At 48.5% G+C, this 14,220-nt stretch carries 14 protein-coding genes; 10 read left to right on the forward strand and 4 right to left on the reverse strand.

Going from position 1 to position 14,220, the window contains the following annotated elements; translation table 11 throughout:
• Both WCK19_RS13640 and WCK19_RS13645 read left to right on the forward strand, forming a co-directional pair.
• Positions 1–840: 2-dehydropantoate 2-reductase (locus tag WCK19_RS13640; RefSeq protein WP_342397939.1), on the forward strand; the 840-nt coding region annotated here is incomplete at its 5' end.
• Between the two features lie 181 nt (positions 841–1,021).
• Entirely contained in the window at positions 1,022–1,723 is a 702-nt protein-coding gene (locus WCK19_RS13645; protein ID WP_342397940.1) for a response regulator transcription factor, read from the forward strand.
• 49 nt (positions 1,724–1,772) lie between these two features.
• On the opposite strand, the gene WCK19_RS13650 is transcribed toward WCK19_RS13645, so the two are convergent.
• The 3 genes from WCK19_RS13650 to WCK19_RS13660 all read right to left on the reverse strand — a co-directional run bounded on the left by WCK19_RS13650 (position 1,773) and on the right by WCK19_RS13660 (position 5,353).
• On the reverse strand, positions 1,773–3,791 hold the full coding sequence (locus tag WCK19_RS13650) for a glycosyltransferase 87 family protein (RefSeq protein ID WP_342397941.1): 2,019 nt from the start codon (positions 3,789–3,791) through the stop codon (positions 1,773–1,775).
• Between the two features lie 392 nt (positions 3,792–4,183).
• The gene (locus tag WCK19_RS13655) at positions 4,184–4,690 is read right to left on the reverse strand and encodes a chromate transporter (protein WP_342397942.1); all 507 of its coding nucleotides are present in this window, start codon (positions 4,688–4,690) and stop codon (positions 4,184–4,186) included.
• A complete protein-coding gene (locus WCK19_RS13660) occupies positions 4,691–5,353 on the reverse strand; it encodes a chromate transporter (protein ID WP_342397943.1) in 663 nt (220 codons plus the stop codon).
• Positions 5,354–5,711: 358 nt separating this feature from the next.
• On the opposite strand from WCK19_RS13660, the gene WCK19_RS13665 reads away from it, so the two are divergent.
• From WCK19_RS13665 to WCK19_RS13675, 3 genes are all read left to right on the forward strand, one after another.
• Complete coding sequence (locus tag WCK19_RS13665) at positions 5,712–6,683, forward strand: aldo/keto reductase (RefSeq protein ID WP_342397944.1); 972 nt, start codon at positions 5,712–5,714, stop codon at positions 6,681–6,683.
• Between the two features lie 15 nt (positions 6,684–6,698).
• On the forward strand, positions 6,699–7,121 hold the full coding sequence (locus WCK19_RS13670) for a DUF3830 family protein (RefSeq protein ID WP_342397945.1): 423 nt from the start codon (positions 6,699–6,701) through the stop codon (positions 7,119–7,121).
• 234 nt (positions 7,122–7,355) lie between these two features.
• Complete coding sequence (locus WCK19_RS13675; RefSeq protein WP_342397946.1) at positions 7,356–7,943, forward strand: GNAT family protein; 588 nt, start codon at positions 7,356–7,358, stop codon at positions 7,941–7,943.
• Positions 7,944–7,949: 6 nt separating this feature from the next.
• Here WCK19_RS13675 and WCK19_RS13680 read toward each other — a convergent pair whose 3' ends face one another.
• Positions 7,950–8,327, reverse strand: a complete 378-nt coding sequence (locus WCK19_RS13680) for a DUF971 domain-containing protein (protein ID WP_342397947.1) — start codon at positions 8,325–8,327, stop codon at positions 7,950–7,952.
• A gap of 345 nt (positions 8,328–8,672) precedes the next feature.
• Here WCK19_RS13680 and WCK19_RS13685 point away from each other — a divergent pair, with 345 nt between their 5' ends.
• The 5 genes from WCK19_RS13685 to WCK19_RS13705 all read left to right on the forward strand — a co-directional run bounded on the left by WCK19_RS13685 (position 8,673) and on the right by WCK19_RS13705 (position 14,054).
• Positions 8,673–9,632 carry an ABC transporter ATP-binding protein gene (locus tag WCK19_RS13685; protein WP_342397948.1) on the forward strand — a complete coding sequence of 320 codons (960 nt, stop codon included), beginning with the start codon at positions 8,673–8,675 and terminating at the stop codon, positions 9,630–9,632.
• Positions 9,633–9,641: 9 nt separating this feature from the next.
• Positions 9,642–11,294, forward strand: a complete 1,653-nt coding sequence (locus WCK19_RS13690; protein ID WP_342397949.1) for an ABC transporter permease subunit — start codon at positions 9,642–9,644, stop codon at positions 11,292–11,294.
• 298 nt (positions 11,295–11,592) lie between these two features.
• Positions 11,593–12,300, forward strand: a complete 708-nt coding sequence (locus WCK19_RS13695; RefSeq protein WP_342397950.1) for a metal-dependent transcriptional regulator — start codon at positions 11,593–11,595, stop codon at positions 12,298–12,300.
• Positions 12,301–12,341: 41 nt separating this feature from the next.
• Complete coding sequence (locus WCK19_RS13700) at positions 12,342–13,496, forward strand: M20/M25/M40 family metallo-hydrolase (RefSeq protein WP_342397951.1); 1,155 nt, start codon at positions 12,342–12,344, stop codon at positions 13,494–13,496.
• 3 nt (positions 13,497–13,499) lie between these two features.
• Positions 13,500–14,054, forward strand: coding sequence for a hypothetical protein (locus tag WCK19_RS13705; RefSeq protein WP_342397952.1), 555 nt, complete (start codon positions 13,500–13,502; stop codon positions 14,052–14,054).
• The last annotated feature ends 166 nt before the right edge of the window (positions 14,055–14,220 follow it).

Here is a 14,220-nt window from a genome sequence, read left to right on the forward strand (position 1 = left end):
GAATATCTGGCGAAGAATGTTTATGCCACCGCCGATATGCGCGAAGCCGATAAGCAAGACGCGGTTATCGTGACGCTCAAGGCGCATAGTTTGGCGGCAATTGCCCCCGCTATGCGGGCAATGTATCGCCCCGATACGATGGTGGTTTTGGCGCAAAACGGCGTGCCGTGGTGGTACTTCCGCAAGCAGAACAGCCCCTATGAGCAGTACCGCATGGAAGCGGTTGACCCCGCCGGGCTGATAGAAGCCAATATCGAGCTTGCGCGGGTAGTTGCGTGTGTGGTGTACCCGGCAGCAGAACTGGCAGAACCGGGCGTGGTGCGTCATCTGGAGGGGGATAGGTTTTCGTTGGGCGAACTGGACGGCGCAAAAACCGAGCGTATTGCTAGGCTGGCGCAAGCGATTAATAGAGCGGGCTTGAAAGCGCCGATTCGTCCGCGCATTCGCTCCGAGTTGTGGGTTAAGCTGTGGGGCAACCTCGCCTTTAACCCTATCAGCGCTCTGACTCGCGCCACGCTGGAGGACATTTGCCGCTATCCGTTAACCCGCCAACTAGCACACGACATGATGTATGAAGCGCAACTTATCGCCGAGAAATTGGGGGTAGATTTTGGCATAACGCTGGAGCAGCGCATCGCGGGGGCGGAGAAAGTAGGGGCGCACAAAACCTCGATGTTGCAGGACATTGAGAGCGGGCGACCCACCGAAATTGAGGCTATCGTGGGGGCGGTGGTAGAGTTGGGCAGGTTGGTGAGCGTACCAACTCCGCACCTTGAGGCGGTTTATGCAGCGGTAAAATTGCTGGAACGTACATTACAAACGCCTATACAGGGCGGTTGATACATTAAAAAACTATAAGAAAAAGAAATGTTTTTGTCATATTCTAGCCTATTATTGTCATATTCATTGTCATATTTTGTGCTATTATTTTATGTGTGTTCTTTTAGATTTATGACATAGGGTACAGATAACTTACGCTCATGCTTAAATTAGCCTAGTAAAACCCTTATGTGGAGTAGGCATGAATATTCTAGTTGTGGAAGACGAGCCTTTAACCTTAAAGGTCGTGGAATACTTATTAAAAGGTAGTGGTTTTAAAGTAGCAAAAGCGACTAATATAGAGGAAGCTAACGAAGTTTTGCGCCAAAGCCAACCATGGTTGGCAATTGTTGACAAGATTCTGCCCGATGGTAACGGCGCTGAATATTGCGAAATGCTGGCTAAGAAACATCCCAGTTTGCCTGTAATATTGCTCACCTGTGAAAGCCCCCACCGACAACGCGAGTATATGCGTTATCCCGGAGATACCATCCGCAAACCTTTTGTGTTGAAAGATTTGGTAGAAAGAGTTAAGCTAATGATAGGAGATAATAAAAATTCTCCTCGTAAAGCTCCCTCTCTGCCTCGCTTGGTGGTGAACAATATTGAGTTGCTTATTACTGAACAGCGTTTGGTTATTCCCAATAAACCCGCCATTCAACTTTCTAAGCCTGAATCAAAATTGCTGGAATGTTTGATGTCTAAAGCCGGGACAGTCGTAACTACCGAAAAACTGTACCTTACCTTGCATAGATGCGGTTTAATCGGTGAGACGCAATCAGTTGATACCCATCTTTATCGGCTTAGATGTAAGCTAGAAGATGACCCCAATAATCCCCGCTATTTGCTTTCGGCGGAAAAGCTAGGCATGAGAGGTTATCTCTTTTCCATGGTGGTTGAGTAAGCTCGTTTTTAGCCCCTTTAAGTAGGGGCTTTTTTTTATGCGGTCAATTTTAGACTTCTATCGGCAACCGCTCTGTTATTTCGGTTGGCAAACTTGGTTCTTCCATTTTAGAGGTTGCAGGCTTATTTTGAATTTCTTGCCAGTAAAGGTAACTCAGCCAGATAAAAACCCCAAGTGTCCCTAGCGCAAGTATTCGTTGCGTCCAATCCTGAGCAAAAATATCACTCCAAAAATAGAAACTGTATATAAGCCCTTTATATTGCAAGGAAAATATCAAGTGCGCCAGTTGTAGCCAGCACAAAGCAAGAAAGGGGAGTCTATATTTGCGTTCTTGCCAAGTAGCCAGCCACATTATCGGCAAACTGTATAGCAGGTAACGCTCTTTCATCTTGATTAAAAAGGTGAAGCAGGCGGTGCCAAGTAGCGTTGCCCCTAGCGCATACTTTTTAAGGGGCTGTTTCTGTCCTCTGGTGGTCCACAAGATTAATGCTAATATTAGACCTACCGCCGCAAAACCCGCCAGACTTAACCAGAAGGGCAGTTCCACCCGCGCTGCCCCTAGCATCAAAAATTGGAAGTTATAGGCATGCCCGTAAACCTGATATTCTCCTGCCAGTTCCGGGCTGCTAAAATAGTTGTAAACAGCTTTGAAATCTAGCCCAAAAGCAAAAACTGACATTCCAAAAGCGATAGTTCCTCCCAAGAAAAGAGAGAGTATCCCTTTTTTCCACCCGCACCGCTGCACTAGCATCCAAATTAATAGCGGTAAAACAAACCATGCTTGGGGTTTGGAAATAAGGATTAGCCCTGCCGTAATGCCCCCTGCCATTGGCTTTTTGCGCCACGCATAGTAGAAGTTTAGTACCAATAACAGAGTCGGTATAATATCCGTTTGACCCCAAATTACCGAGTTGTAGAATAGTGCAGCATTAAACCCGACCAATAACAGCCACCGGGTAGGAGGGATGGATAAATTAGCAGGCTCTTTTCTTTTTAGCCGGATAAACTGATACAAGATAGCGAGCATTAGTAAGAAAAGCAGACCACTAAAGCCCCGCCATACCACATCATTCCATTCCAGCCCAAGCGGATAAACTATCAGGCTATATAGCCAAAGTAAATAGACAATCAAAGGGGGATAATCAAGAGAGGGGGTATTATTATAAATGTTCCAAAGACCATTTCTATGGATTGATTCGATCCAAATGTGGTAAGTCCTGATGTCAGAACGATGTCCATCGGGAGCGAAAAGGAAAAAAAGTATCAGCAACCCCACCGCGCCAAAAAGCAGCCATGCCGAAGTTTTGCCCAATCTCTGAAGATAGCAATCAACGGTATAAAGCAGACCCATTCCTGCTGCTACCAATAATAGCCACCAAGAACTTTGGAAAGTAGAAGGGGCTATTGTGGCAAGTACAAAACCGAGCATTCCAGCCAGCAAAAACACTTCAGGTACGCGCAAGCCAGCACGCAGACACCACCCGCTAACAAGCCAGAGTAGCGCTAGTCCCGCTATCCAGAAGGGGTAGGGGAAAAATAGTTTAAGTATATGGGTTCGGGGAAGGCTTAACTCAGATTCAAAAAAAATAAATGAGAGCTTACGAGGGTCAGAGGGCGCTTTAAAAAAGTTGCTGTGGAAATCAAGCGACAAGCCTTTGCCTGAAAGACGCGCCGGGATTTTCAGGTAGTAATCCTGCACATCATTGTTGCTCTCTACCGCTTTAAGCGTAGCAATAAGACGCGGTTCAACTTCAGGGTTTTGGGTATTCTCGAATATTTCAATTACTGCCGGTTCCATACCGGGGGGACGGCGCAAATCTAGGCGTAACCTCAAATCTAAATCGGCATAGCGTGGAATTTGAGGGTAATTCAGAGATGCTGCAGGTTTAGCCCATGTAAAGGGAATATTAGCGGAGGTGGTTTCCGGTCCGGTAAAGCCGATAAATTCCGCGCAAGGTAGTGTTTTTGCAGAGTGAACAGCAGGTCTGGAAGGAATAGCTACCAGAACAAATACGACAAGTACGATTATTGTTGTTTTAAGGATTAAGCCATAGCGATAATAAAACATGAGTATGTTCTTTTACAAGTAGTTTGACGTAAACGTAAATTCTAGGTTCAAGCTTGAATTTAGACCAAACTATTTAGCGCGTAGAGCTTGCGCCATAAACTCTGTTAAATGGCAATTCCTTGATTATTTCGGTTGGCAGCCTTGGTTCTCTAATGCTCTAAGTTTACTAAGTTTTTCTCCTTTTTGCAACTTTGTGAAACAGCAACCCAGGTCGGTATTCCAATGTCAACACGCCAAGAAAATTAACCCGTAGGGGCGCTGGAGTCGCCCTTTGTGTGTTGCCCCCATCCCATGGGAATTGCGCCACCGAACGAGGGCGCAACATCGAGGGCAAGAGCAGCCTCCTACTAGAACCCCCGAACCCCTCCGAACGCGATATGCCCTTCCCAAAGCTAGTACAGCAGGTAACCTCCCAGAGCAGCGAGACCGAGAATGAGCAGGATGTTTACTCTACGGCTGAAGCTCAGACCAAACGTGCCTATCATAACAATTACGGTTTTCCATTCTAGCCCAACACTAGTAACCAGTGAAATTATGACAATAATAAAAAGCCCGACCACAGCCAATGATACGCCGCGCATCAGACCTTTTACCCACGTTAGATGTTCGATTCGCCGATGCACCGTTGCCAATAGCAGAACGATGAAGGGAGGGATGATAATCGCGATAAAGGCAAGGATTACACCCAATATGCCGTAGGTGAAATAGCCGAGAGCCAACGCCCACAGTCCGTTTGGACCGGGACTAATCTGACCCAACGCAACCGAACGACTAAAATCGGTATCGGTGGCAATGCCATTCGCCAGCAAATCTTGATGCAGACTCGGCAAGTTGCCAAGACCATCGGTAGAAAAGAGGGACGCTTTGAGAAAGGTTAGGAAAAACTCTAGGGGGTTCATCTATTTGCTTTGCTCCTGTGTCTGCTGAATGCTCCACCAGATGCGCGGGAAAATTAACGCTGCCAGCGTTCCCGAACCGATTAGGAGAAAACTTGCCGAAAATTTGAAAATACCGGACAGCGTAGCGCAAGCCCCGATTACTAACAGGCTAAAGCTAAAGCTGGCGACTTTTTCGTTCCAGCCTTTCTTGAGTAGCGGGATAGCAAATTGCAGGGCGACGGCAAGACTTAGCCCGGCGGTGGCGGGAATTACGCCCTTGAGCATAGCTTGCGCCGGAGCCAAACTTCCCACTGCGTTAAAGCCTGCCGCTAATATCGTGGTAATTATAACGCTAGGGAAGAGCAAGCCAGTCAATACTGCCACTATACCTTTCCAGCCTTTAAGTTTTCGCCCGATAAGAATAGAGAGCGCTATGATACTCATTCCCGGCGTTAGCTGGCATAAAGCCCAAAATTCGTTAACATCATCTTCAGTGAGCCAATTGCGTTTGGTGATATGTTCCCGCCGGATTAAAAACATGGTGGCTGAACCGCCGCCAAAAGATTGTACCCCAATTAATAGCCAAATCCGTAAAATCTCCCAAAAGTTTACTTTGCTTGTAGCGTAAGCGTTATGCGGTTTGGGGATTGCGACGGTAGGTTCGCTCAGTTGTTTATCGGTCACTTACTCATTGCCTTTCTTTTCTCCAAGCACGCTCTTTTTCAATATTCAGCAGTTGTCGGGGGGTTTATCCAAATTTCCGGCGCTTTGCTTAAAACCCGATGGGCGCATCCTGCCAGCATTTGGGGGTATTGTCAACTTAAATTTAAAAGCCACCGAACGAGGGCGCTTCTTGTCGCAACACGGAGGTTGCTCCTACCAATCCGAACCCATTCCCGTAGGGGCGTATTTGAATACGCCCTTTGCCCGATTGCCAATAATCGAACGTATTGGCATATTTACCTCTTTTGTATTATTCTGTTATGTAATACCAAAAAAGAGTGGTCGGGAAGACCATACAAAATAGAAGGAAATATAGCATATGCAATACCGTACTTTTGGCAGAACGGGCTGGGAAGTTAGCGAAATCGGCTACGGCATGTGGGGGCTGGCAGGTTGGACCGGCTCTGATAAAGACGAAACCCGCGCTGCTCTGGAACTCTCCGTGGAACTGGGCTGTAACTTCTTTGATACCGCATGGGGCTACGGAGCAGGCGCAAGCGAGCGTGTTCTTGGCGATTTGGTACGCTCTAACCCCAGCAAGCGGCTTTATACCGCCTCTAAAATCCCGCCCAAAAACTTTAAGTGGCCCTCGCAGCGGGACTACCTTCTGGAAGATTGCTTCCCGCCCGAACACATCCGTGAGTACACCGAAAAAACCCTAACCAATCTTGGCTTGTCCCATCTCGACCTCATGCAATTCCATGTCTGGGAAGACGCATGGGCGGAGGACGAACGCTGGCAACGCGCTGTGGATGACCTCAAGCGCGAAGGGTTGGTTTCCAACTTTGGAATCAGCATCAACCGTTGGGAGCCGTGGAACGCGCTGCGTACTTTGCGTACAGGCTTCATAGATGCGGTACAGGTAATCTATAACATTTTCGACCAAAACCCAGAAGATGAGCTTTTCCCGCTGTGCCGTGAGCTTAACATCGGCGTAATTGCGCGAGTACCCTTTGATGAAGGCACGCTCACCGGCATGCTTACCACCGAATCGCACTGGCCCCAAGGCGATTGGCGTAACACCTATTTTGTGCCTGAAAACCTGATTCCAAGCGTGGCGCGTGCCGAAGCCCTTCGCCTCCTCGTGCCGAATGGTTCTTCCATGACTGATATGGCGTTGCGTTTCATCCTCGCCAATTCCGATGTGCATACCATCATTCCGGGAATGCGCCGCCCTGCCTATGTACGCGCCAACTTTGCCGCCAGCGGCACCGCCCCACTCCCTGACGCGCTAATGACACAGCTAAAAGCGCATCGTTGGAAGCGCCCGACTACCGAATGGTCGCAATAAGATAAAAGGGGATTTATGGCGAACACTTTGCTCAATATCAAGGTCGGTTCTTTCAACTTTACCGCTACGTTGGAAGAAGAAAACGCCCCTCAGACCTGTGCAGCCCTACGTAAAATGTTGCCATTCAGCAGTAAACTGATTCAGGCGCGGTGGAGCGGGGAAGCGGCATGGGTTCCGATGGGCGCGTTTCCGGTTGGGGTGGGCTACGAGAACCATACCAGCCACCCCATGCCCGGCGAACTTCTGATTTATACCGGCAATTTGAGCGAAACCGAGATTTTATTTCCCTATGGCGCTTGTATGTTTTCCAGTAAACTCGGTCAGCTTGCCGGGAATCATTTTGCTTCTATAATAGAAGGTCGCCAATGGCTAAAAGAAATGGGTCAAATAATCCTATGGCAAGGGGCGCAAAATATAACAATTGAATTGGCTTTGTAACTATTTTATCGAGGGCAAGCGCCCTCGTTCGGTGGCGTTTTTCGTTTGATGGGGGCAATCATGGGGAAGGGCGTATTCAAATACGCCCCTACGGGAACGGGGTTCGGGGCGTTGGTTTGGGTGAGAGGGTTTTAATTCTGTGGGAGGTTGCTTTTGCCCTCGATTGCGCTTGCATCTCAAAAGAACCTCATGTTATATTAATCACCGATTAATTTATTCTTAGAAGAGGTTATTTTGAAGATTTTGCCCGTTATCCTTGAAGGAAAGCATGTAAGGCTAGAACCGTTGACGCATGCTCATGCGGCGGATTTGTTCGAGGCAGCGCAAAGCGATGAAGTCTGGCGATATTTGCCCTCGCCACGCCCAACCCGTTTGGAGGAAATAAACAGCCTAATCGAGAGCGCGTTTGCCCTAAAAGTTGGCGGCGCACAAATGCCCTTCGCCATCATTGACTGCGCTTCTAATCGAGCAATCGGCAGCACCCGCTACCTCGATATTCAGCCCTCTAACCGCAATCTGGAAATAGGCTGGACATGGATAGGGCGGGATTACTGGCGCAGTCCCCGCAATACCGAATGCAAGTATCTATTATTGCAGCATGCTTTTGAAGTGCAGCAAGCCATCCGCGTTTGCCTAAAAACCGATAAACGCAACCTGATTTCGCAAGCCGCAATTGAACGGATTGGCGGAGTAAAAGAGGGCATCTTGAGAAATCATAGCGTACTATATAACGGCTATATCAGAGATTCGGTCTATTACAGCATTCTGGATAGTGAATGGGCGGCAGTCAAAGCCACCCTCGAAACAATGCTCAATCGTTAGTTCAGCTTAGCCACGCAACAAGCGGCGCTTCTGGAACTTTCCGGGATTTTCCGCCATACATTTGTCACATTCGCACAAAGCGCGTAGCCAATCGTAGGTATATAACCCCGTATCATGCCCATCTTTCCAGACAGGGCGCAACGCATAGAGTCCGATTGGGGCAAGGCTCTCTAAAACATATTCATCAGCTTTTAGCTCCTGCACAATATCAAGCCGACCCTTAGACCCCATTTCCCCAGCGCATCCGGCGCATGGGCAATTCCAGCGCAAGGTCAAAAAGGTGTTACGCCCGACATGACCGTCATTCCACTGCACCACCATACAGCTATCAGCGCGTTTAAGTTCAATTTCAATCGGTTCTATATACTCGTAGCTTGAAGCCATTTATTACTCCTTCTTTCCTGATTCTAAGCCTCATAATAATAACCGCACTTGCCGCAGATGTAAATCAAGGCGGTTGCAAGACAGAGCAATCGGGGGAAAGGCGACTCCAGCGTCGCCCCTACGGGAACGGGTTCGGAGGGTTCGGGTTCTGTGGGAGGTTGCTATTGCCCTCGATGGGTGGGTAAATTTGGGGGAAATTGGGAAGGGCGTATTCAAATACGCTTCAGTATTTACAATAATCGCAAAAAGAGTTATAACGGTTTATAAGGCATTTTCTGTGTTATTGTTAGGCTAAGAAGGCTTATGAATAGCGATAACAAGATTTGAAAATCAGAAGGAAAGAAAATGGTAAATAGTAGCACAACACAGCAAGCAGAAAGCCCGGTTAATATAAAGCAAAGCAGGTACGCCCTCGAACTCAACCAACTCACCAAAAACTACGGTTCGAGTCGGGGCATTACTGAACTCGATTTGACGGTTGAGCAGGGCGAAATATTCGGCTTTCTCGGACCAAACGGCGCGGGCAAAACCACTACTATCCGTTTGCTCCTGAACCTTATCTACCCAACTTCCGGGAAAGCCCGTATCTTTGGGCTAGACAGCCAAAGCGATACTGTGGAAATCCGCAAGCATATCGGCTATTTGCCCGGAGAGTTCACGCTGTATAGCAACCTCACAGGCGTAAAAACGCTGGAATATTTCGCCAATTTGCGCGGCGGCGTGGATTGGAAATATGTGCAGGAATTGGCGCAACGCCTTGACCTCGATATGAGTAAAAAGTTCAAGCAATATTCGCGGGGCAATAAACAAAAAGTGGGCGTAATCCAAGCGTTGATGCACAAACCGCGCCTATTGGTACTGGACGAACCCACCAGCGGGCTTGACCCCCTCAATCAGCAAGAATTTTACAAGCTCATCCAAGAGACAAAAGCGAGCGGCTCCACCATCTTTTTAAGCTCACACATCATGAGCGAGGTGGAAAAGGTCTGTGACCGGGTAGCCATCATCCGCGAGGGTAAGTTGGTAAAAATAGGGCTGATTAGCGAACTCACCGATATTAAAGCCCATAGCCTTGAAATTACCTTTAACGGGCAAGTACCGCTGGAAGCCTTGAACGCAATTCCCGGCTTGAGCCGTTTCGAGGTTGCGCCCAACGACCACCTCCAGACTGTCCGCTGTGTGGCACGCGCCGAATCTCTGGATAAGGTTTTGAAAGTGTTAGCGGGCTATACGGTGCTAAACTTCGTCAGCCGTGAGCCTTCGCTGGAAGAAACCTTTCTCGATTATTATCGCGAACAGAAGTAGGGGGTGGGAATGATGTTACGCAATATCTTCCTGAAAACTATCCGGGACAACACCCGCGCCATCCTGATTTGGGGCATTCTCGGCGGGTTGCTGATGCTCGGCGTAATAAAGGCGTATGACGGCGTGTTCCCGAATGGAGCTAACAAAGCTCAGTTAATAGATGAAGCCTATAAAGCTTTTAACTCTTTTATTATTCTGACGGGCAAAGCCGCCGATGTGGATACGGCGGGTGGCTACGCTCATTCCAAATATCTTTATATGGTTCCCGCGCTGCTCGGTTTCTTTATGCTGCTCATGGGAACAATGCTTATTCGGGGCGAGGAGGAGCGCGGTTCGCTAGATGTGTTGCTCTCTACCCCTAAAACGCGAGTCTCGGTCATCCTCCAAAAATGGGGCGGGATGCTGGTATCGCTCTTTATTATAGTAGCGTTGTGGGGCTTGGGAACGCTAGGCGGCGGCGCAACTGCGGCGAACTCAGGGGTTAACGCTGCCTCTGCCATGCTGACTGCCTTTAATGTTGGCATTACCGCGATGGTATTCGGCACGTTGGGGTTGCTGCTAGGCAATTTTATGTCGCGCAAAGCCGCTTCAAGCTGGACAATCGGCATTATGGCATTCACCTACTTTATAAAAAATATCGCGTATCAGCTACCAACCTTTGAATGGCTGAAATATATTTCGCCCTTCTATTATTATGACGAGAGCAAACCGCTCGCCCGAAGCGTTGGAACTAGCGCGGTAGCTCTAGCGGTATTGATAGGGCTAAACCTTGTGCTACTCGTTCCGACAGTAGTAAGCTACATTAAGCGCGACCACGGCGCATATTTTGAGCTTTTCAGAAGCCGCGCTGCGGTCAAATCAGAAAGCTATCAAAACACAACCGCCACGCGCTCGCTTTGGCTACGCAATAATTTTACCTTCATGCTAGGGGAATTGTTGCCGGGAACGATAATTTGGGGCTTGTCTATAACCGCTTATATCCTGCTAATTGTACCCGCCACCGACAGCTATCGCCAAATATTTGCCGACCTTCTTAAAAGCTCGGATATACTTCAAAACATCGGTTTTAACGTTGAAATGACCAACGAAGGGATTCTGGCAATTTCGCTTTTCCTGATTCTCTCGGTATTGGCAGCGATTTACGCCATCACACAAGTTGCGGTTTGGTCGGGCGAGGAAAACGAGGGACACTTAGAGTTGCTGCTCAGTACGCCGAAGTCGCGCCCGCGCCTATTGCTAGAGCGTTTCGCGGCAACGTTGGTAGCCGCAACCCTTTATGTACTCATACAGGCGGTAATTTTCGGGCTTGTAACGTTGGTTAGCAATGTTCCGGTCAACGTAGGCAAGGCGGCAGGGGCTTTCTTTGGGCTTTGGGTAATTTGCGCGGTGGTGGCAGGGGCGGGCTATTTGCTATCAGCCATAAAAGCAGAGGTAGCGGTTGGAATTTTGAGCGGTTTAATATTATTGAGCTTCTTAGCCGATTTGCTCTCCGACCTTTTCAAATTGCCAAATTGGGTGGCGCAAATGTCCATCTTCCGCCAATACGGACGACCAATAATCAATGGCGCGGATTGGACGGCGCAAAGTCTGCTGCTGCTTATCTGTGCCGGATTTGTTGCGATTGCCACCGTCCGCTTCTGGAAAAGGGATATTCTTAATTAAGCCCCAATCCCATGAGATTTGCGCCAAACAAAGAGGGCGCATTCCATTTTGGATTTTGGATTGCCGATTTTGGATTGAAGCCCTCTCGCCCAATCCATGAGAATTAACCCGTAGGGGCGGTTCTTGTCGCAACACGGAGGTTGCTCCTACAAATCCCCAGAATTTGCGCCACCGAATGAGGGTGGCTGGACACGCCCCTACGAACCCGAATCCCGCCCCGCTTTTTTCTTTATAAACCTTGCCAGATTTGTTAAAATAAGGCTGGGTTTGTATCTCTCAGGTTGTTCAGGAGAAAATAATGACATTACACGCACAACACGACCAAAATAAAGACCACAAGGTCACAGAAGTAGTAGAAGAATATTGCGAATCAATCCATAATATGACGCTGGAAGAAGGCAAGCCCGTAATTGCGGCGCGTCTTGCCGAGCGCATGAATGTATCGCCGCCCACCGTAAACGCTACCATAAACCGCCTCAGAGAACATGGCTTTATAATGTTGGATGAGAAAAATAAGGGTATTCGCCTAACCAAAATGGGCGAAGAAGTGGCGCTGTCACTCTCGCGCCGCCATCGTTTGCTGGAACGCTTGTTGGTGGATGTGCTAGAATTTGATTGGGAAGCCGCCCATGAAGAAGCCTGCCGCCTTGAACATGCTATTTCGCCAAGTGTAGAAAAAGCCCTAACCCGCTTTTTGGGCAATCCCAAAACCTGCCCGCATGGCAACCCAATTCCCGGTAGCGGCTTTATACTGCCGGAAGAAGCGCATCCGCTCGACCAAACGCGCATCGGCGTAAAAGTAGCGCTATTGCGTATAACCGAAGAAGCCGAACATGAACCGGGCTTATTGCGCTATTTACAAGAACACCATTTGATGCCCGGAGCGCTACTCACCATCAAAAGCAGTTCGCCCTTTCGCGAAACACTCTCAGCTATGACCGATGATGGGCATGAAGTGACAATAGGTATCAAAATTGCCAGCAAAATCTGGGTTACGCCTGTCTAAAAACCGATAATAAATACGTCCTAGCGAGGAAAACGATTACGATGATAAACGAAGCCCGCCTTAAAGAACATTTTCTTGATTTAATTACCACCGATAGCCACAGCCGCAAAGAGCGCGAAGTAGCTTTGAAACTTAAAGCGGTGATGGAAGAATTGGGCGCAAGCGTAGAAATTGACGCTGCCGGTGAGTTTGCGGGCGGAAATACCGGGAATGTGATTTGTCGCCTAGCTGCCAATAATCCCGCTGCTCCGGCTTTTTTTCTCGCCGCGCATATGGATACGGTTGTACCGGGAGAAGGGGTCAAGCCTGTTATTGAGGGCAACATCATTCGCACCGATGGCACAACTATTCTAGGCGGGGACGACAAGAGCGGATGCGCTATCATCGTGGAAGTTATCCGTACGCTAGTCGAAAAAAATATACCGCATGGCGAAATCGAAGCAGTCTTTACTATTTGCGAGGAAGTGGGCTTGCTAGGCGCGAAATTTCTGGATGCAACCCGGCTTAACTCTAAATACGGCATTGTGCTAGATAGCGATGACGTGGGCTATCTATTCATCAAAGCCCCCGCCAGCGCCCATATGGAATGGACAATTAACGGGGTGGCGGCGCATGCGGGGATGGCTCCTGAAAAGGGTATCAGCACAATCAAAATTGCCGGCGAAGCATTAGCTAATATGAAGCTTGGGAAAATAGACCGCGAAACCACTGCCAACATCGGCTTTATACAGGGTGGCGGTCCCACCAATATTATCCCCAATAAAACGGTATTGCATGGCGAAGCGCGAAGCCTAAACGAAGCGAAACTCGATGAGCAAGTGGCGCATATGGACGAGTGTTTTAAAGCGGCGGCGGCACGTTATCAGGTTGAGGTGGATGGCAAGCTACTCAACGCCAGCGTGGAGTCTCACATCGAGCGTAGCTATGACAGCATGAACCTCAGCGAAGATTCGCCCATTGTGCAGTTGGTGATACGCGCTGCCCGTAATCTGGAATATCAGGTGCAACCGATGGAAATGATGGGGGGCTGTGACGCTAATATTTTCAACAAAAAAGGCTTGTCCTGCGCTAATCTAGGTACGGGAATGCGCTCTATCCACACCGTCAACGAGTGGCTAGATGTGCGCGATTTGTACCGCGCTGCCTCAATCGTGCTGGAAATAACCCGGCTTAACGGTCAGCTTACGGTGGCATAACCAATGGAAACTAGCACTTTCAGCGAAACTCTGCTGGCGCGTATCCTTTTCTCCGGCTTCTTCATCCTAATGGGCGGGGCAGTAACTGTCGCCCTTTTCCTCAAAGTCGCCGATAATTTCTGGTGGGTTTTCCCCGCCCTGCTGGTAGCGTTGCTCGAAATAGGCTTGATTTACTATAGCTGGTACTCGTACAGTACCCGCCAGCGCGTAACTATTACCCCGCAATATCTCTCCGTTTACAGCCACAAACGCGGCGAAACCAAAATAAATTGGTTTGAAATAGTGGACGTGTACGAGACTCAGAATAAAGCAGACGAGTTGCGCGAAGCCCTGCCCGGTCTTGAATTGCTAATTACCTATTACATAATGCTGCCGCAAACTACTTCCGGCGGTAAACGCGGCTTGCTGGTAATTAAAGCAGAGGATGGGCGCAAAATTGCCTTGCGTCAGCACATGATTTACGACCATAACATGCACCTATTGTTACGCGCGATTGACTTTTACACCGCGTACCCAGACCCTACCACCGAATTTTTGCGTAGCAACAACCAGAATTAACGCCTTCCTTCCAATTGCTAAGATTATTTAAAGAGGGCAATTGCCGGGTTTTTCCGAGCATTAAAGCCCTTATTTTTCTATCATTAATTCCAAAAAACCATAAAGTGCAATTTCTCACAATATGGTATTATATCCTTAACAAAGAGCTTTTTGACTATAATTTGCA

This window comes from Candidatus Chlorohelix sp. (genome assembly GCF_037138995.1).
Lineage (GTDB): Bacteria > Chloroflexota > Chloroflexia > Chloroheliales > Chloroheliaceae > Chlorohelix.

Excerpts from the sequence above, each read along its gene's own strand:
- WCK19_RS13670 (WP_342397945.1), top strand. The coding sequence starts at position 6,699 with ATGGCGAACACTTTGCTCAATATCAAGGTCGGTTCTTTCAACTTTACC.
- WCK19_RS13705 (WP_342397952.1), top strand. The coding sequence starts at position 13,500 with ATGGAAACTAGCACTTTCAGCGAAACTCTGCTGGCGCGTATCCTTTTC.
- WCK19_RS13680 (WP_342397947.1), bottom strand. The coding sequence starts at position 8,327 with ATGGCTTCAAGCTACGAGTATATAGAACCGATTGAAATTGAACTTAAA.
- WCK19_RS13690 (WP_342397949.1), top strand. The coding sequence starts at position 9,642 with ATGATGTTACGCAATATCTTCCTGAAAACTATCCGGGACAACACCCGC.
- WCK19_RS13695 (WP_342397950.1), top strand. The coding sequence starts at position 11,593 with ATGACATTACACGCACAACACGACCAAAATAAAGACCACAAGGTCACA.
- WCK19_RS13655 (WP_342397942.1), bottom strand. The coding sequence starts at position 4,690 with ATGAACCCCCTAGAGTTTTTCCTAACCTTTCTCAAAGCGTCCCTCTTT.
- WCK19_RS13700 (WP_342397951.1), top strand. The coding sequence starts at position 12,342 with ATGATAAACGAAGCCCGCCTTAAAGAACATTTTCTTGATTTAATTACC.
- WCK19_RS13665 (WP_342397944.1), top strand. The coding sequence starts at position 5,712 with ATGCAATACCGTACTTTTGGCAGAACGGGCTGGGAAGTTAGCGAAATC.
- WCK19_RS13650 (WP_342397941.1), bottom strand. The coding sequence starts at position 3,791 with ATGTTTTATTATCGCTATGGCTTAATCCTTAAAACAACAATAATCGTA.
- WCK19_RS13645 (WP_342397940.1), top strand. The coding sequence starts at position 1,022 with ATGAATATTCTAGTTGTGGAAGACGAGCCTTTAACCTTAAAGGTCGTG.
- WCK19_RS13685 (WP_342397948.1), top strand. The coding sequence starts at position 8,673 with ATGGTAAATAGTAGCACAACACAGCAAGCAGAAAGCCCGGTTAATATA.